The organism is Flagellimonas nanhaiensis (assembly GCF_003382275.1).
In the GTDB taxonomy this organism is placed as follows: domain Bacteria; phylum Bacteroidota; class Bacteroidia; order Flavobacteriales; family Flavobacteriaceae; genus Flagellimonas; species Flagellimonas nanhaiensis.
This window is the reverse complement of sequence record NZ_QTJX01000003.1, coordinates 36,806-55,010: the sequence shown is the minus strand read 5'-3', so window position 1 is coordinate 55,010 and position 18,205 is coordinate 36,806. Positions and strand designations below refer to the sequence as shown.

Genomic DNA, 18,205 nt, shown 5'->3' with positions numbered 1-18,205 from the left:
CCGTCAATAGGGGTCATAAGGACAAAAGGAGCATACCAAAGATGACACTATCCAACAGGTTAAAAAAGATTTTTAATGTACGGGACGGCGAGACACGAACGGTACTGTTGATGCAGGCCTACATTTTTCTGGTAATCGCCACCCTGCTTATCATCAAACCGGTGGTCAACTCCCTGTTTTTGACCGGACCCGGCGCGGACCAGTTGCCCTTTGCGTATTTATTGGTAGCGGCCACTGCTATCATTAGCTCCATGGCCTATTCCCGACTCAGCGAGCGTCTTCCCATGTTACGTCTAATGAGGTCTACCCTCTGGATAAGTATTCTTTGCCTTTTATTGTTGGTGTTACTGTTATATCTGGAGCTTACCGCCGGGTGGATACTTTATCTTTTTTATGCCGGGGTGGCCATTTATGCCGTATTGGCAAGTTCCCAATTCTGGGTCCTGGCCAATCTGATATTCAATGTCCGTCAGGCCAAGCGGCTGTTCGGTATAATCGGTGCCGGAGCCATAGCCGGAGGTATTTTCGGCGGCTACCTGACAACGGTTCTGGCCCCTCTTATAGGGAACAAAAACCTGATGCTGTTGGCTGTGCTGTTATTGCTGTTATGCTTTCCGGTACTTGTTAAAATCAGGAACCTCTTCCCTGACAAACTTCAGTTATCCAAACAAAAAAGACATCTGGCAAAACCCGCGGAGAGCCCTTTCAAACTCATCCTTGGATCAAGACATCTATTATATCTTGCCGGTATCATAGGTATCGGGGTCCTTACTGCACGATTGGTCGATTATCAGTTTAGTTATGTGGCCTCCCGGAAAATAGAGGACAGTGATGCCCTTGCCTCTTTTTTCGGGTTTTGGCTTTCCTCTTTTAACGTGGCGTCACTTTTGATCCAGCTTTTTATCACCCAAAGGATCGTTGGGGTATGGGGCGTGGGATTTTCATTGCTGCTGTTGCCCATACTACTTTTCTTAGGTGGGGCATTGTTCCTGGTATTCCCCGAGTTGTGGGTGGTCATCCTCATGCGTGCCACTGATGGTAGTTTCAAACAATCCATAAACCGATCCGCCACCGAACTGATCGCCCTTCCGCTGCCCTATGCACTAAAAAAGAAGACCAAGTCCTTTATCGATGTGGTGGTGGACAGTGTGGCCACCGGTATTGGAGGGATACTGCTTATCGTCCTGATCCAGGGCTTACAACTTCAGGGGGCTTATATCATTGGTCTGATACTGGCATTAACCCTGATATGGTCCTATTTTATCCTAAAGGTTCGCAAGGAATACTTTCTGACTTTTCGAAAAAATCTTGCCCAACTGCATCCTGTGAGAAAAAAAAGTATGAAGGTCATTACCGGGGAATCTTTTTTGGGTGGCATGCAGCGGGTTTTTCGCGAGGGCGGGGAACGGGAGATCCTATTCATGCTGGAAAAGGCTAAGGAAATCAATGATGACCGGCTCTCCGGGGCCATCAAAAACCTCCTGACCCATCCATCGCACAGGGTAAAGGCGGCAGCATTAAGAAGCCTGCACCACTTTGACCAGGGGGCGATTCCCATTAAGGTGGCCCATTTGTTGAATGTTGAGGATATGGAAGTGGTCCATGCTGCCCTGGAGTATTTGCTGGTACATGCCGAAACCAACGAGGGTATTGTCTTTGAGCATTATCTTGACCATACCAATCCACTGATCGCCGAGGCCGCCCTGGTTTGTCTGGCCAGGGAATCTACCGAGCATCCTGAGCTTGCGATAAGGTTTGAATTACGCGGGCGTATAGAAGACAAAGCTGTGCAGCCACCTGCAGCTGATTTGGACCAAAACGTCCAGCAGGAAAGTGTTTTCTTGAGCTTAGTGGGGCTGTCAGGATATGAGGATTATTACGGTGCCATTTTCGACGGATTGAAAAGTCCCGACATCCGGCTTAGGCAGGCGGCATTTTCAGCTGCTGTGTATTCGCGGGATTTCCGCTTTCTGGAATCCCTTTTGTCCTGGCTTCCGGACAAACAATTGAGACCTTTGGCAACCCGCTCGCTTTTAGGGTATGGCGGTGAGGCCATTCCCATCATCGCCTCCCGGCTAGGACATAAGGATTTTCCTTTGGACCAAAAGCGCAACCTTCCGGGCCTACTTGGGGCTTTTGGCTCCCAACAGGCGGTACATGCCCTGTTCAGGGGCTTTATCGAAGCCGAGGACCTTACCGTTCGATTGCGCTGTGTCCTTGAGCTCACAAAATTAAAGGAAGTGGCGCCCCAACTTTATTTTGATGAAAAGAAAGTGGCTAGGCTGATCCTGGAGGAGTGCAAATTGTACAACCACACCCTTATGGCCATGCATACCCAGATCATTGTACACTATCTGAGGAGAAAGAAAATGAGGCCACCATTACAGATCAGTGAAATGGATGCCAGGGAAAGCCTGATGGTGTTATTGGAACGCCGATTGGAAGGCGGGTTGGAGCGTATTTTCAAACTATTGGAGTTACGCTATAATTCCAAAGATGTCCGTTCGGTATATCAGGGGATATTGAGTGAGGAACAGGAACAGCGTACCAACGCCATAGAATTTTTAGACTTACTGCTAAACATTGACCTTAAGACTGCGCTGATCCCCATTGTGGAAGCCACAATACTGGATACCTCTTCCGAGGAGGTCATCGCCCATATGGCCAACAGCAGTTATACGGAGTTCGACTGTTTCAAGAATATCCTTGAGGGCAGGGATCTCAGGTTAAAACTGGCCGTTCTCTATCTGATGGTCCAACAACAGGACCCCAGATATCAGGTATTGCTGAAACCTCTGTTAAACGACCGGGATCCGAAACTCAGGCAATTTGCCGATCAGGCATATGTCAAAATGCCTTTAACCGAAACCCTGTAGCTATGAACGAATTGATCGACATTATACTGCATACGGATGATGCCCTGTTAGCATTGGTCTCCGATAATATTGTCAAGGCTTATATGGTGCTGTTCATTATTATCATGCTTGAAACTGGAGTCATCCTTTTTCCTTTTTTGCCGGGTGATGGCCTATTATTTTCGGCCGGGGTCATCACGGCCACCACGGAACTAAATTTGTATATCCTGCTCCCTCTTCTGATCCTATCGGCCATTTTGGGAAATGCGATCAATTACCGGACCGGGGTTTTATTTGGGGGCTCCCTGCATAAAAGCAGGAATTACTTTATCCGGACATCCCTGGTGAAACACCTCCCAAAGGCGGAGGCCTTTTATTCAAAATATGGTGGCCGTGCCATTATACTGGGGCGCTTTTTCCCGGTAATCCGGACCTACCTTCCCTTTGTTGCCGGCCTGGTCAGAATGGAAAAGGCCCTGTTCATGAAAAATACCATTATCGGGGCCATTATTTGGGTATCCCTCTTTTTATGTATGGGCAACCTGTTGGGGGAAATTCCCTGGGTCAAAAACAACTATGGCCTTATTTTCCTGTTCCTGATCCTGATAACGCTGATTCCATTACTGTTGGCGTTGTTGCGCAGGACCGTGTTCAAACGTTGATTTTCAAACACAAACCAAGACCTATGAAAAGAATCTATCAAAATTTACTTGAAGCCCTGGAGGACCTTACCGTAAGGGGGTATGTACAATCTTTTGGCCTGACCCCTGCGGGACTCTACTGCCCATTGACAAAACAGGTCTTTACGGCAGCACAGCTCCGTATTGTTGAAGCTCACCATTTTGAGGGGGATTCCGACGTTGGCGATTTGGCCATCCTATACGTTATCGAAACCAATTCGGGGTGTAAGGGTGTCCTGATCGATGCTTATGGTACCTATGGCAGTTCGGATATGGGAAACATTTTACGCACATCAAAAACTTGAAGCTATGACATCAACAGATTTTTTGACCCGTTTATTTTTGGCAGTTGCCGTAGGGCTCTGCATTGGTTTTGAAAGGCAATGGCGGAACAAAACCGCAGGAATCAAGACCAATATGCTGGTATCCACGGGATCGGCCATCTTTGTACTGCTCTCTATCCTAATCACTGAGGAGGATGGGGACGTTACCCGGATCATTGCCATGATCGTTTCCGGTGTTGGTTTTTTGGGTGCCGGGGTTATTTTCCGGGAAGGGGCCAATATTCACGGATTGGGGTCTGCTGCCACGATTTGGTGCAGTGCCGCCATCGGGAGTATGGCAGGAGCTGGTTTTCTTAAGGAGGCCATATTCTCAGCAGTTTTGGTGGTGGGTATCAATATCATTATAGAGCCACTGGACAAATGGCTCCGGGGGCGCAAGTAAACCGCCTCTGACCACTAGAAGGGGATTAAGGTTTTCCAATGCCCAAAGGACTTTGTTTTTTACAGATTGGTGTCCTTCATATTTTCCCGACCCAAATCCCAAGGTATCCCGGTCTTGTCGGATTGAAACAAAAAAAGGGCATCCCAAAATCCGGGACGCCCGCACAGCCTTTATGGTGAAATCCCTACTGATTGATCAGATCGGCGGTTGCCTTAATATTATCCTTTAGGTCCTTTGCTATGTTTTGATTCCCATCCTGGTCATTTGGGAATATTTCAATAATTCCATTGCCATTTCCATCGGTTGCCTGGGTAAGGTCAATCTCTTTCAGAGCACTTAAGAACTGCGAGGTATTGAAGGTAACCGTAAAATTTACCGTTCCACCGACCACATCCACTCCTGTACTTCGGCCCACGTCCAGGTTCTCACTGGTATCGTGCCAAAATACGAAAGGCTGGTCCCCTATGGTACCTTCCATATAAATGGATCTATCATAAAGATTGTCCGTAGCGGGCAAGTCCTCATCCTTGTGGAACTTGAAGCGAAGTTCCTTGTACCTACCATCAGGCACCACGGCATCTCCAATCGTTTGGGAAAGTGCATTGCCCCCATCCAAAAGATCAATCTGATAAGGTCCCCTAAACTGGATTTCATCCGTATCAAGATTACTGTTTGGATCATCATCATTTTTAAAGACCACATCGCGAATGGATATCCTGAAATCGGTAAAGACCACATTCTCATTGCGTTTCCCTATTGTATTGGATCTCGAACTTGTTGTATTATCGGTGGTACTCACCTTAAGACGGATACTGCTATGCCCGTCATCATCTTTGGAGCAACCCACCATAAAAAGTGCCATGACCAATGCCATTAAAAAAGTATGTTTCATAATAATAAATTTGGGTTATACATTGTTGTTCAAAAAAGGACTGGCGCCTGTTCTCTATAGAGAACCAACTTCAGTGCCCTTTATTTTTTTTTTGAATGTCCCGAAATGTTATCCGGGACATTCCCTTTGTTTTTCTCTTTCATAGGGGAGGCTATATCACTTGTTTTTGGACATATCCTCCCAGATATTATCTTTCGAACGTGAGCATATCCGTTCCACCATTGCCCCCGCTGATATCAATGAGCTCGATTTTTGTGGATGTGGAGGATACCACATCCCAGTCATCGTTCAAATCCTCGAAGTCATCAGTTTCCGGTACAGCAAAGAATATGTTAAAATCAATATCATCATCACTGCTGCTATCATCATTACTGTTGCTGTCATTGGTTACGGACCAGGTTCCTGTTTTGGTATTCGTTCCGTTGGTCGCTATCAGGGACCCATCGGAATTAAAGCTAAACTCATATCCGGTAAAATCCGTCGTCTCATCCTGTCCTGAATCCATAAAACGGGTAATTCGCCAGGTACCTGACTGCACCGTGTTTCTTATTTGGGCTATTTGCTGCTCATTGTCGTCAAGGCCATCGTCATCGTTGGAACACATGAACGACATCAGTGAAAGGCAAAGTAAAATCAGGGCGTTAAATAACAATCCTCTTTTCATGATTTATTGGTGATTTAAATAGTATTATTAATTTTTTTGAAGTGTCAGTGTATCCGTTCCGCCATTGCCTCCACTCACATCCTGAAGCACCACTTGTGTATCTGACACAGAAATGACATCCCAATCATCGTCATTGAACTCATCGAACGGCATATCGGTACCAAAGTCTAGGGTCATTTGATTTCCACTACTAAAAACGCTCCAGGTACCCGAATTTGTATTACTCCCGTTTGAAGCGGAAACGCTACCGTTGGCATCAAAAGTCAGTTCATACCCGTTATAGTTTGCCGTTTGGTCATCCGTATCCTCGGTATAGGAAGCTACGATCCAAACGCCATCGGTCAAGATAGCCTCCAGGTCATCATTACCATTTCCACCATCGAACGGGGTCCGTTCAAAGGTCAGGAAGTCTTCTGAACCATCACCGCCGCTGATATCCTTTAATCGAATGATATCGTTGGTCACTTCCAACACGTCCCAATCATCAGCCAATTCATCCAGGGGCACCCCAGTTCCAAAGTTCAGGTTCAGCCCAAGTGGGGTTTCATCACCTGAGGCGGTTGACCAACTCCCATTGGTCGTACCGTTGGAGTCACTGGCCGTCGCTGTATTGTCCGAGGCAAAATTAAAGGTATAGGCGGCAAAGTCCGTAGTTTGATCAGTATCGTCAAAGAAATAGGTGATATACCAGTCCCCGTTTGTCAAGGCGTTCACCAAGGTGGTATCGTCGATGGTCCCGCTACTGGAACAGTCGCTTTCAAAACGCAATCGATCATCTCCCAGCCTCAGGTCAACCTTTACCTCTCCTGGATCTTGGTCAATCTCATGCAGGTTCCAGGTATCATTAAAGTCCGATAGCCCGGTGACATTAATGGTCACAGAAATATTATTTCCTGTTCCGGAAGCCGTCCATGTACCATTAAAGGTATTGCTGTTCTGCGCAACGGTTATGGTTCCATCATTGTTAAAGGTAAACACATAGCCTACATAATTATCTTCCAGATCATTATCATTTCTTTCCAGTTTATCCACTGTCCATTCCATACAATCCTCAAAAACCGTATCCAGGTCACTGGTAGAACACGAGTTACAGTCGTCATCATCGAAGTCCGTATCATCATCCTCATCGCAACTGTTATCGGCCATTTCGATGGCATTTTGCAATTCCTGAATGCTATTGATGATTTGGGTGGTATCATCCGCCAGGATCACGGTAATGGGGAAATTTATGGTGACGGCCGCAAATTCATCCAGATCCTCAATAAAGTCAAACATGTCGTTGTCATTGGTAAGGGTGACGGAATCGATCAGATCATTGTTTTCATTAAAAATCGATGCTGTGATCGGGTATTGGAAATCGATACATTCGATATCATCATCATCTTCATTTTCACCAGAACAATTGGCTGCAAGTGCTGTCAACTCTGCATTCGAATTCACCAATACGGTCGAAAAATCCGTAAGTATTACTGTTATCGGATAGGAAATCTCCATGGTATCCACATCATCATCGAACAGGTCGATAATATCTTCAATATCCTCATAACCATCATCATCGTTGATTTCCAACACTATTCCATTTACGGTTACGGTAACGGGAAGCTGAACACTGAGGCAGTTTGCACTGTCTATAATATTGTCAGGGGAGCCATCGTTCATGGCCGTTCTCCCCATCAGATCGGCAATCGTTGAGTTTGCCTCCAGGGTATCCTCCACCGGGGGATCAATGCTTAGGTCGTCTTCGGTCCTGCAAGAGGTAAGAGTCAATACCAAACCTAATGCGATACACAAGATGGTTTTTAATGTTTTCATAATCAATTGTTTTTTTTAAATCTCATTTGTTGATCCTATGCTTGATCAGGGATCAGCAGTCGTCTTTGTACTTAAAACAATTCAAAAAAGAAATGTCCCAAAGAAATGATCAAAAAAATAATCCTTCCAGCTCCCGTTCCAATTGTTTTAGGTCCTTTAGGGTCTTTATTAACTGGTGGAACCGTCCAACCACCAGTGCCTGTTTATATTCATACAGGGCATTATTGGCCCCTTTGCTTTTGGTCTTTTCCATGTCCATTACCTTCTGCCTATAGCTGTGCAACTCATTTTCCTTGATCAGGGCCATCATATAGACCAGTTTGGCTGTTTTACTTTTGGAAGTGCAACGGTTCATATTCATGTTTATTTTCAGACAGGTCCCTTAATCGGGCCCGAGGCTTGGGCTGATCCACCCTATTGTAGTTTTAAAACAACTCAATCGGACATTCTCCCAATTAGGTCATGATATTTTTTTATCTTTCCGTTTTCAACCAACGGAATCAATTATTGCAAAAACCCTTACATCAAAATATTTGTGACAAGCTACGTTTTTCAAAACTGTATGAGAAGTATGCCCAGACCCTGAGCAATATTCTGTTGTACAAATATGGATCCCTGGCAAACCCATCGGACAAAGTCCAGGAGGCTTTCATCAAGCTATGGGAAAATTGTTCCAAGATCACACCTCAGGCGGCAAAATCCTACCTATATACCACGGCAAACAACATGATGTTGAACGAGGTAAAACACCAAAAGGTTGTATTGAAGCACCAGCAAATCAAGCCCAGGGACTATACGAATGAATCCCCTGAGTACATTATGAGGAAGAACGAATTTTTACAGCGTTTTGAGCGGGCCTTATCGGAATTAAAGGAAGAGGAACGTGTGGCCTTCCTCTTGAGCAAAGCGGAGGGCAAGACCCACAAAGAGGTCTCCGAAACTCTGGGTATCACAAAAAAGGTGGCGGAACACCGGATCTACGCCGCACTCCATAAACTTAAAGATGCACTGGAAGAACTAAAACAAAGATAAGTATGGGACATTTCTTTTTTGAGTTGTTATAATTATATAACCGTATGTTATGGATAGAGAATCTTTAATCAAAAAATGGCTGGGCGATACGCTCACTGAGGAAGAGGCCAAGACCTTCCGGACTTTGGACGACGCCCCTCTCTATAAGGAAATTGTAGAGGAGGCCCGGCGATTCCATGGCACATCGCAGGTCAGAGTACCGACCTTTGAGGAGCTTGAGAAAAACCTCTATACAAGCAGGAAGGTCCCACGAAACTGGATAAGGATCGTTTCAGGCATAGCAGCGGCCTTTATCATAAGTATTGGGCTCTATACCCTTATCGATAAGTTTGGCACAACCACCTATCGTACGGATTTTGCGCAAATCAAGGGCATTATGCTTCCAGATGATTCTTCGGTCCGCCTGAATACCTTATCACAAATAAGCTATAACGGCAATCGTTGGGACGAAGAGCGAAAGCTTACCCTTAACGGAGAGGCCTATTTTGATGTTGCCAGGGGCCGTCGCTTTGATGTCAGTACCCTGAATGGGACTGTAAGTGTCCTGGGGACTGAATTTAATGTCCTCTCCAGGGACAGTATATTTGTGGTCTCGTGCTTTGAAGGCCTTGTCGGTGTGAATTATGGTAATAAAACCGTCCAGCTGCCTGCTGGCTCCAAACTTACCCTGAGCGCTGGAGGGGATGCCACCACCTCTAAAATCTACGTATCGGAGCCCTACTGGCTTAAGGGTCTGAGTGTTTTCAAAAACGCTCCGATAGTTGATGTTATTTCGGAGCTTGAAATGCAGTACCGCATAAAAGTTGATTACCAATCGGAGAAAAAGCTTCACTTCACCGGTGCTTTTGAGCATACCCATCTTGAAAATGCCTTGAGATCCATTACCCAGCCCCTTAACCTGATCTATGTCATAACTGATAAAAACGTGGTCACTATAAGGGATGCCAGGAACCAATAATCATATACTATATCTTTTATTGTTGTTGTGGTGCCCCTTTTTAAATGGGCAGGATCGGCAGAAATCACCCATTACGGATGTGCTGGAAAATATTTCAATGACGCACAATATCACCTTCAATTATGAAAGTGACCTGCTTGTGGGTATTGAGGTGCTTCCTCCATCCAAAGATCTAAGTTTAGAAAATACAATTAGGTTTCTTGAACGCCAAACCCCATTGATTTTCACTAAAATCAGTGATCTGGTCTACACCATAACCAGGGTCTTAAAGCTTTGCGGTTATATCCAGGATGCTTCCCTGCAACAACCTCTGGAGGGTGTGACCGTCAATGGTCGGTCCGGCTATACGGTCACGGATGAAAAGGGATATTTTGAAATCGAGCTGGCTTCCCTATCAGAATCACTGACCCTTCGGCATATTGGTTTCAAAACCATTGAACGCCAGGCAAGGTTTTTCAATATAGGGGATTGTGGGGTTATCCCCATGCTGGAACAGGCACAGGTCATGAGTCCTAGTGCGTATTTGGTCAGGGGTATTGACAAAAGGCAGGATTGGAACACTTCCATCGATTACAAAAAATTCAGTCTGTTACCAGGCCTGATCGAGGGGGACGTACTGCAGACCGTTCAGGCGTTGCCGGGAATCATAAGTGTGGATGAAACTGTTTCTAACATTAACATTAGGGGTGGATCGCACGACCAGAACCTGATCTTATGGGATGGCATCAAAATGTTCCAATCAGGGCATTTCTTTGGACTTATCTCAAGTTTTAATCCACATATGACCCAATCGGCTACCATTATCCACAACGGTTCCGATGTTTCCTATACTGATGGTGTTTCCGGAACGATCCATATGCAGACTGACCAACAGTTACAACCCCACTTCAGTGGTCTTTTCAGTGTAAATTTTTTGAATGCTGATCTACTCACAAACATTCCTTTGGGCGGTAAGTCCTCCTTACAGGTAGCTGCCAGAAAATCGGTGGATAATTTGGTCAGGACTCCAACCTATGATGTGTATTTTGACCGGGTGACCCAGGATACCGAAGCCCAGGAGAACGTTTCGGAAGTCACCAATTCCGATCAGGCGTTCAATTTTTATGACACGTCATTGCGATGGCTTTACAACCCTTCGGATAGGGACATGGTCCGGGTAAACTTTTTGTTGATCAACAATGATCTGAGTTTTAATGAAACTGCCAGTGTCGATGGTGCCATCCAGACCAGGGAGAGCAGTGTATCCCAAAATAGTCTGGCTGCGGGACTGCACTACCGAAGACATTGGAGTGATGCCATTACAACTGTCCTGAATATTTATGAGACAGATTATAAATTGCAATCCATTAATGCCAATGTCCTTGCCGACCAGCGTTTTTTGCAGGAGAATACTGTTTCAGAAACGGGAGTCAAAGTGGAAGGCACATACCGCCGAGAGCAATGGCAGTTCAAATTGGGATATGACTTTGTGGAAACTGAGGTGGTCAACCTGAACGATATTGACCTACCGCGATTCGTCAGAAGGGATGAAGAGGTGTTACGGGAACATGCGGCCTATGGCCAGGCGTTGTTTCGGTCTCGAGATAAAGGTTTTACCATACGTTCCGGTATCCGGTTAAACTACCTTTCCAAATTCAAAGAACTGATCCTCGAGCCTCGCATAAGCATCCGTCAAGCATTGGGAGACCATTTTGAAATGGAGGCACAGGGGGAGTATAAGCACCAGAGTACTTCCCAGATCGTCAATTTTCAAAATGACTTTTTGGGCATAGAAAAGCGGAGGTGGCAACTCTCGGACAATGATGCCATTCCGATTTTAAAAAGCAAACAGGCTTCCCTGGGGCTTCTATACAAAAAAGACGGCTGGCTTTTGGACACCAAGCTCTTTCTCAAAAAGATTGACGGAATCACCACCCAAAGCCAAAGTTTCACGACCAAATATGAATTCATAAAAGAGAGCGGCAGCTATACTGCTTCGGGCGTTGAGTTTTTATTGCGAAAAAAGTTCAATACGGTGCATAACTGGTTGAGTTATTCATACCTAAAAAACACCTATACCTTTGAAAATCTGGAAGAGGTGGAATTTCCCAGCAATTTTGATATCACCCATTCGATAACTTTGGGAACAACCTACAGTGACCGTTCCTGGGACATCTCTGCCGGTGTCAATTACAGGACCGGAAAACCGACCTCTATTCCCCTACCGGGCAATGAGATCATAGATGATGACGTCAATTTCGACCAAGCGAACGATGTCAGGTTACAGGACTATTTAAGACTGGATGCTTCCGCCATCCATAAGTTTAAGATAAATGATGCTTTGAGATCGGAAATCGGGGCATCGGTTTGGAACCTGACCGATCGGAAAAACAGTATTAACACCTATTACCGGATCAACCAAAGCGGTACAATAGATACTTTTTCAAGGTTTTCTCTGGGAATAACCAGCAATGTAGTGTTCCGACTGTACTTTTGACCCCACGGACCCCATGCTCTTAATTTCTTCTTTGGCCTTCAAAATGTCTCGGACCAATAATGATGCCATGGATTTTAGGGTTTCCTTTCAAGTCTGGCAAAGCTCCACTTGAGCAATATGGGTGTGACCATGGTAGTAACGATACCCATGATGACCAAAATCGAAAATATTTCCAGATCGATCATCCCGGAGGCATAGGCGATGTTGGCAATGACCAGTTCCATAATGCCCCGACCATTAAGGCCTACGCCAATGGTCCATGCACTGGCAGGATCGAGTCCGGAGAGCCTGCTACCGAGATATCCTCCCATTATTTTGGAAAAAAAGGAAATACCAAGAACGGTCGCGAGCAAACTATACTCCTGGATGGAGCCAAAACTGAACTCCAGTCCTATCCCTGCGAAAAAGATGGGGGAAAGAAAGCTCATGGCCATACCATTGGTGGTCTTTCCGAAGGCTTCCACATGTGTTTTCCCAATCAATTTTCCATCGAGTAGCATGGCGGCGAAAAAAGCCCCAATGATAAAATGGAAGCCCAACGATTCGGTGATCATGGCAAAGCTCAGGATAACAATGAACAATAGGGCATATAGGGATTCCCTGGCCTTTAACCGATTGACAAATGTATTGAGCTGGTCCTCAATATAATGTTCCTTTTTGGACAGGCGTTTTAGTACGTAGTGAGCACCCCATAGCAGACTAAGGAACAAGAGCAGTTTTACCAGTGAAACCGAAGCTACCCTGGCAATGGTCATTAGGGACTTGTCGGTATCCTCTATATTGATGATCAGACCAAGAATGGTCAGTGCCAACACATCATCAAAAATGGCTACCGATATGATCTTTTTGCCGATTTCCGAATCCAGCTTCCCCATATCCATCAACATCCGGATACTCACCGGTAGTGCGGTTATCGCAATACACAGCCCCAAAAACACCGTTACCATGGCATCCTTCCCAAAAAGATAGCCGACTCCAAAGCCACATAGCAGTGGAAGGAAAAAGGCCATAATTGAAATGATGATGTTCTTTCCTTTGAGCGACCTTAGGATATCATCAAAACGGATCTCCAAACCAGCGATGACCACCAGCAGGAACACCCCCAATTCGGAGATCGTGGCAATTTCCCCGGTTTTATGGATAAGGTTAAAGACCGATGGCCCTAAAAAGATTCCGGCCAGTATCTCACCTATCATAGCGGGTTGCCCCAGGCGTTCGGACAGTTCCCCCAGTACCCGTGCCAACACCAAAAGTATCAACAGGTTGGTAAAAAAGGGCAATTCTATGAATCCGATATTTGCTTGCATCATTCTTTAAGCGATCATGTTTTGAACATGTTGTTAGTATACTTTGCCCGACTCATCCGGTTGGGTTGGGTTTGTTAAGAGGTGGCTCTTTCGATGGCCATACAGGAAATAAATAAAAACACCCAAGACCATCCAGAGCGCAAATCGTATCCATGTGACATAGGGTAGGGCTATCATAAGACCGGTACATATCACCACGCACAGGGTACACACCACTTTATGGAAAGGGGTTTTGAACTTGCGGGGCGCCCCGGGTTGTCTGACACGAAGGACCCACACACCGACAGCGACCAGTACAAAGGCGAATAGGGTTCCGATATTGGTCAGTTCCGCTGCCACACCGATATCTATGGTTCCGGCCAGTAGGGCTACGAACAGTCCGACAAGAATGGTGGCAAAGGATGGTGTGGCAAAGCGTTTGTTTACTGTATTGAACTTACTACCCAGAAGCCCATCCCTGCTCATGGCGAACAGTATCCGTATCTGTCCTAGTTGCATGACCAAGAGCACGCTGGGCATGGTCAGGGTAATCCCCATGGCAATAAGGGCTGCTATTTTCCCTTCCCCAACTGCAGTCAGGGCTTCTGCCACCGGCTTTTCATTGGCCAGAACCTCCAGGGGAACCATTCCTGTCAGGGTCGCGGCCACAACGATATACAATACCGTACAGATGACCAGGGAAAGGATCATTGCCCTTGGTAGGTCCCGTTGGGGTCTTTTGGCCTCTTCCGAGGTCGTACTGACCGCATCGAACCCGACATAGGCAAAAAATACCAGGGCCGCCCCCGTCATTATCCCTTTCCAACCGTTGGGTGCAAAGGGCTCCCAATGGATTTCCGGATTAAAATGCGGCAAGCCAAACCAAAGGAACAACAGGACCAGTACAATTTTGATCACTACCAAAAATGCATTGACCCGGGCAGATTCCTTGATTCCGATGTACAATAGTACGGACACGAACACCGTAATGGCAAATGCGGGCAGGTTGAACAGTGCCATTTCTTTGGGCAACTGTGCTATGGTATCGGCAAAATGTGCATTTATGGCAGGGGTAAGCTCGGTCCATACGCCAGAGGGAAGCTGAACCATTTCCGTTCCAGAGGCAGCACTCATCCAACCTGGGAGGTGCCAGCCAAAACCATCCAGGAGGTTTTTGAAATATCCGGACCAACCTATGGCCACGGCCACATTTCCAACGGCATATTCCAATATCAGGTCCCAACCGATGATCCATGCAATGATTTCTCCAAAGGAGTGGTATGAATAGGTATAGGCGCTTCCGGAAACGGGTATCATGGAGGCAAACTCGGCATAACACAGTGCTGCGAAAAGACAGGCCACTCCTGTAATAATAAAGGATATGGTCAATGCCGGTCCTGCTCCCAGGGCGTGCTGGGTTCCTGCTGCCGCTTCCCCGGTCAAAACAAAAATGCCCGTCCCAATAATAGCTCCTATACCCAGCATGGTAAGGTCAAACACTCCTAGCGAGCGTTTCAGTGGTGAACGCCTGGACTCGTCGACCAAGCTCGCCAAAGTTTTTTTTCTAAAGAGTTGATTTGCCATAGTTTAATACTTAATTATGTATCCCTTGTCACCCTGACTTTTCTGCCATGGGATACATTGATTCCTATTTCCTCATCGAGCACCACTGCTCCGTTCAGTCCAAAATCATTCTTCATGGAAAGTCCGATGACGTTCATAAAGCGATATACCCGGGCTGCCAGCACCTCATGGGCACTAAGGTTACTATCACTGGCGATAACGGTTTGGATCAGGACAAACTTAAGGTCGGGCGGAATGTCCATTTCAGAATCCTTAAAGAAGCCACTGATTCCCATGATCTCTCCCCTGTTTGTCATGTCGTGGTGTATGGCCCGCATGGTATCCTCTATAAAATGGGGTTCCTTAAATCCGAGCCGCAATACAACAAAAAATGCTTTCCCCGGGATCAGGGTTTCACTCCGATATGAAACGCCATAGGGAACATCTTCGATCTTCAGGTGTAAAAACCAGTATGTTGCAGCTCTCTTGGGCTGCCCATAGAACAATGACCGGACCACTACAGTATCGATACTGTCCTTTTTGGGCGAGCGCACGGGAAAAACCAGGTTTGTTGCCAACAAGGGCAGGCTATGGTCCCCGTGTACTTTGTCCAATAAGGGTATCATGGTCTTGGAGCTCTGGTATTGAAGTACCCGGTTTCGAAGTTCCCTGGCCACTTTATAATAGTACAAAAGCACAAAAAGCAGGGAGGCCACCAATAATGTCACCCATCCTCCGTGAGGTAACTTACCGAGGTTGGATACAAAAAATATACTTTCGACCCCCACAATGGCAATGAATCCCAGTAAAACGGTCCATGGTCTCCTTTTCCGGTCGGCCCATAACAGGTATCCCAACAGCACACTGGTCATGAGCATATCAACGATAATGGCCATCCCATAGGCCGATTCCATATTTGCTGCCTTTTTGAACAAAAAAATAACGGCCAGACAGCCTATCATAAGAAAGTAATTGACCTGAGGCAGGTAGACCTGTCCCTTATGTGCGGCTGGATATTTGACTTTTATATAAGGCCAAAGCTTCAGTTTGACAGCTTCATTGACCAGGGTAAATATTCCTGTGATCAGGGCCTGGCTTGCAATTATGGTTGCCATGGTGGCCACAACAATGATTATGGGCAGCACGGCTTGGGGGACCGATGCGTAAAAAACCGACGGCAGTTCACTTCCTTCAGGCAGGGTAAGGCAAAAGGCGGCCTGCCCAAAGTAACTGAGCAAGAGTGCCGGCAATACAAAAGACCAGGCATAGCGGATGTTTTTTCGGCCACAATGCCCAAGATCAGAATATAGGGCCTCAGCTCCCGTCGTACATAAGAAAACGGCTCCCAACACCCAAATTGCCCCGGGATATTCCATTAAAAATTTAAGGGCATAAGCCGGATTCACGGCTTCCAGTATCGAAGGCAGTTTCATAATATTGACAAGGCCCAAAATGCCAATACTGGAAAACCACAACAACATGACCGGGCCAAATATGCCCCCTATCTTCAGGGTCCCAAATTGCTGTACTAAAAACAGGAGTATGACAATGGCGCAGACGATGGGTAATGTAGGAACGTTTTCATAGAGATGGGTAACCCCTTCCACCGCCGATGATATTGAAATGGCCGGGGTAATGAATCCGTCACTGATTAAGGTGGCACACCCAATAAGCGCCGGAAAAATAATCCATTTGGATTTCGTCTTCAACAGTAGGGCGTAGAGGGCAAAGATACCGCCTTCCCCTTTGTTGTCCGCTTTCAGTGCCAGATAAATGTATTTGAAGGTCGCTATAAGGACAAGGGTCCAAAAAATACAGGAAAGACTGCCCATGATCAGTGATCTGTCAAAGTGCTTCCCCCCGGTAATGGCACTGAAGACGTACAAAGGGGAGGTCCCGATATCGCCAAAGACGATTCCGAGGGTGACCAATAAACTGGCGTATGTAACTTTTTCCGTGTCACCTCGCATTTCAATCCTTTTTTTGGTTCATGTGATAATCCGTTATGGTTCCCGTATCAACCTGTCAATTTTACTGGCCAGGACCAGGTGGTCTCCCGCCGAGTTCTTCCCCAGAACATTGGTCATCAGGCAGACCATATAGTTTTTACCGTCAGGATGTTCGATTATGGCCACGGAGTTCATATAATTGTACACATTGCCCCTGTACTTCCCACAGGAAGCATCCTTTACCCTATCACACTTATAGAGGCTACCGGATTTAAAGTAAACGGCTGCTTCCTTGAGTTCCGGTGCCTGGGCGTACCGTATACGGCGATCGGTCATATAGATTAGTCTTTTGATCTCCAAACTCGATTTTTCATCGACTACTTTCCCCTGTTCCAATTGTAGCATCCATTTCATAAGACCCAATGGCGAGCCTATACTACCGCCCTTGCTTCCCACATAGGGATTGGCCCCTCTGGTAAAGAAACTTCCCAGGCGCCATTCCTCCTCTGAGATTCCCAGATCCCTCAGAGGTTCGTTCACCAAGGTAATGGCCAGTTCCGTAATATCTGTTTTGGGCGTATTCTTAAAATAGGCATCGGCATCTTCCTGGGCCATTGTAGGGTATTTGTCCTTAAAAGCGGCCATCAACAGGGCCTCACGCCATACTACACTTGCCGCACCATTGTTACTTACCGAGAGCATATGATCGGCCCATTCGTATAACGAGAACACATCACTGGCCACCGCCTGCCGTTTGACCAGGGTATTGGTGGTCACATCAAAAACAGGGATGGTGTGCTCATCAGTCAGCACCCAATTCCCACCCTTGACCGTTTTACTTCGCAGCAATGCCACGCGTTTCTCCCAGGAATCCGGATATAGCTTTTGAAGTTGATCAAAAAGTGCCGTGACCACGACCAGTTTCCCCACACTTCCGGGCTGGTAACCGCTAGTTGCGTTCTGCTGTGCATAGCGCAACCTTGCCGGATCGGTAATATCCAAGATGGTCACCGAATAACTGCGATGCAGTTTGGGAAAGAGGGCATCCACCTTCTTTTGTAGTCCAGCATCTTCCACCAAGAGCTGTGCATTGTTGTCCTGCTTTCGTGAAAGCAGGTGCAGTTTGATATCCTTGATGGATCTATAGGCTCCCAGGGGAAGTCCCGCATCGGGTAATTTCCCATCTTTGGCCAACTGCAGGCGTTTTAATCTTTTGATCCCCGTGGTCTCATAGCCGTCAATGGGGTAGTCAACCGTAGTAAAGGCCATACAGGCGAACAATCCAAGTGCAATAATTCCGATTTTTTTCATC

General features: G+C 46.4%; 15 protein-coding genes. 7 read left to right on the top strand and 8 right to left on the bottom strand.

What is annotated here, in order from left to right:
• The first annotated feature begins 41 nt into the window (after positions 1–41).
• The 4 genes from DX873_RS13155 to DX873_RS13140 are packed head-to-tail and all read left to right on the top strand — an operon-like array spanning position 42 to position 4,261.
• Positions 42–2,876, top strand: a complete 2,835-nt coding sequence (locus DX873_RS13155) for an Npt1/Npt2 family nucleotide transporter (RefSeq protein WP_116184956.1) — start codon at positions 42–44, stop codon at positions 2,874–2,876.
• A gap of 2 nt (positions 2,877–2,878) precedes the next feature.
• A complete protein-coding gene (locus DX873_RS13150) occupies positions 2,879–3,517 on the top strand; it encodes a VTT domain-containing protein (RefSeq protein WP_116184955.1) in 639 nt (212 codons plus the stop codon).
• A gap of 23 nt (positions 3,518–3,540) precedes the next feature.
• The gene (locus DX873_RS13145; RefSeq protein ID WP_116184954.1) at positions 3,541–3,840 is read left to right on the top strand and encodes a phosphoribosylpyrophosphate synthetase; all 300 of its coding nucleotides are present in this window, start codon (positions 3,541–3,543) and stop codon (positions 3,838–3,840) included.
• A 4-nt stretch (positions 3,841–3,844) separates the two neighbouring features.
• Positions 3,845–4,261, top strand: a complete 417-nt coding sequence (locus tag DX873_RS13140) for an MgtC/SapB family protein (RefSeq protein WP_116184953.1) — start codon at positions 3,845–3,847, stop codon at positions 4,259–4,261.
• A 184-nt stretch (positions 4,262–4,445) separates the two neighbouring features.
• On the opposite strand, the gene DX873_RS13135 is transcribed toward DX873_RS13140, so the two are convergent.
• From DX873_RS13135 to DX873_RS13120, 4 genes are all read right to left on the bottom strand, one after another.
• Complete coding sequence (locus DX873_RS13135; RefSeq protein WP_116184952.1) at positions 4,446–5,153, bottom strand: DUF4382 domain-containing protein; 708 nt, start codon at positions 5,151–5,153, stop codon at positions 4,446–4,448.
• 187 nt (positions 5,154–5,340) lie between these two features.
• A complete protein-coding gene (locus DX873_RS13130; RefSeq protein WP_232520932.1) occupies positions 5,341–5,817 on the bottom strand; it encodes a hypothetical protein in 477 nt (158 codons plus the stop codon).
• A 27-nt stretch (positions 5,818–5,844) separates the two neighbouring features.
• Entirely contained in the window at positions 5,845–7,629 is a 1,785-nt protein-coding gene (locus tag DX873_RS18930) for an autotransporter outer membrane beta-barrel domain-containing protein (protein WP_181899508.1), read from the bottom strand.
• A gap of 109 nt (positions 7,630–7,738) precedes the next feature.
• Positions 7,739–7,984, bottom strand: coding sequence for a hypothetical protein (locus DX873_RS13120; protein WP_147296665.1), 246 nt, complete (start codon positions 7,982–7,984; stop codon positions 7,739–7,741).
• A gap of 107 nt (positions 7,985–8,091) precedes the next feature.
• On the opposite strand from DX873_RS13120, the gene DX873_RS13115 reads away from it, so the two are divergent.
• From DX873_RS13115 to DX873_RS13105, 3 genes are all read left to right on the top strand, one after another.
• Positions 8,092–8,661, top strand: a complete 570-nt coding sequence (locus DX873_RS13115) for an RNA polymerase sigma factor (protein ID WP_232520931.1) — start codon at positions 8,092–8,094, stop codon at positions 8,659–8,661.
• 49 nt (positions 8,662–8,710) lie between these two features.
• A complete protein-coding gene (locus tag DX873_RS13110) occupies positions 8,711–9,619 on the top strand; it encodes a FecR family protein (RefSeq protein WP_116184949.1) in 909 nt (302 codons plus the stop codon).
• Between the two features lie 97 nt (positions 9,620–9,716).
• On the top strand, positions 9,717–12,095 hold the full coding sequence (locus DX873_RS13105; protein WP_181899507.1) for a TonB-dependent receptor: 2,379 nt from the start codon (positions 9,717–9,719) through the stop codon (positions 12,093–12,095).
• Positions 12,096–12,169: 74 nt separating this feature from the next.
• Here the strand turns inward: DX873_RS13105 and DX873_RS13100 are convergent, their stop codons facing one another.
• From DX873_RS13100 to DX873_RS13085, 4 genes are read right to left on the bottom strand one after another with little or no spacing between them, the layout of a single operon-like run.
• The gene (locus DX873_RS13100) at positions 12,170–13,405 is read right to left on the bottom strand and encodes a cation:proton antiporter (RefSeq protein WP_116184947.1); all 1,236 of its coding nucleotides are present in this window, start codon (positions 13,403–13,405) and stop codon (positions 12,170–12,172) included.
• Between the two features lie 30 nt (positions 13,406–13,435).
• A complete protein-coding gene (locus DX873_RS13095) occupies positions 13,436–14,965 on the bottom strand; it encodes an amino acid permease (protein ID WP_116184946.1) in 1,530 nt (509 codons plus the stop codon).
• A gap of 14 nt (positions 14,966–14,979) precedes the next feature.
• Positions 14,980–16,914, bottom strand: a complete 1,935-nt coding sequence (locus DX873_RS13090; RefSeq protein ID WP_116184945.1) for a KUP/HAK/KT family potassium transporter — start codon at positions 16,912–16,914, stop codon at positions 14,980–14,982.
• 33 nt (positions 16,915–16,947) lie between these two features.
• Complete coding sequence (locus DX873_RS13085; protein WP_116184944.1) at positions 16,948–18,204, bottom strand: serine hydrolase; 1,257 nt, start codon at positions 18,202–18,204, stop codon at positions 16,948–16,950.
• Position 18,205: the final 1 nt, after the last annotated feature.

What these genes read in the sequence shown, in the direction of transcription:
- DX873_RS13095 (WP_116184946.1), bottom strand. Translation starts at nt 14,965, where the DNA reads ATGGCAAATCAACTCTTTAGAAAAAAAACTTTGGCGAGCTTGGTCGAC.
- DX873_RS13140 (WP_116184953.1), top strand. Translation starts at nt 3,845, where the DNA reads ATGACATCAACAGATTTTTTGACCCGTTTATTTTTGGCAGTTGCCGTA.
- DX873_RS13085 (WP_116184944.1), bottom strand. Translation starts at nt 18,204, where the DNA reads ATGAAAAAAATCGGAATTATTGCACTTGGATTGTTCGCCTGTATGGCC.
- DX873_RS18930 (WP_181899508.1), bottom strand. Translation starts at nt 7,629, where the DNA reads ATGAAAACATTAAAAACCATCTTGTGTATCGCATTAGGTTTGGTATTG.
- DX873_RS13130 (WP_232520932.1), bottom strand. Translation starts at nt 5,817, where the DNA reads ATGAAAAGAGGATTGTTATTTAACGCCCTGATTTTACTTTGCCTTTCA.
- DX873_RS13135 (WP_116184952.1), bottom strand. Translation starts at nt 5,153, where the DNA reads ATGAAACATACTTTTTTAATGGCATTGGTCATGGCACTTTTTATGGTG.
- DX873_RS13120 (WP_147296665.1), bottom strand. Translation starts at nt 7,984, where the DNA reads ATGAACCGTTGCACTTCCAAAAGTAAAACAGCCAAACTGGTCTATATG.
- DX873_RS13110 (WP_116184949.1), top strand. Translation starts at nt 8,711, where the DNA reads ATGGATAGAGAATCTTTAATCAAAAAATGGCTGGGCGATACGCTCACT.
- DX873_RS13090 (WP_116184945.1), bottom strand. Translation starts at nt 16,914, where the DNA reads ATGCGAGGTGACACGGAAAAAGTTACATACGCCAGTTTATTGGTCACC.
- DX873_RS13115 (WP_232520931.1), top strand. Translation starts at nt 8,092, where the DNA reads ATGATATTTTTTTATCTTTCCGTTTTCAACCAACGGAATCAATTATTG.
- DX873_RS13105 (WP_181899507.1), top strand. Translation starts at nt 9,717, where the DNA reads ATGACGCACAATATCACCTTCAATTATGAAAGTGACCTGCTTGTGGGT.
- DX873_RS13155 (WP_116184956.1), top strand. Translation starts at nt 42, where the DNA reads ATGACACTATCCAACAGGTTAAAAAAGATTTTTAATGTACGGGACGGC.
- DX873_RS13150 (WP_116184955.1), top strand. Translation starts at nt 2,879, where the DNA reads ATGAACGAATTGATCGACATTATACTGCATACGGATGATGCCCTGTTA.
- DX873_RS13145 (WP_116184954.1), top strand. Translation starts at nt 3,541, where the DNA reads ATGAAAAGAATCTATCAAAATTTACTTGAAGCCCTGGAGGACCTTACC.
- DX873_RS13100 (WP_116184947.1), bottom strand. Translation starts at nt 13,405, where the DNA reads ATGATGCAAGCAAATATCGGATTCATAGAATTGCCCTTTTTTACCAAC.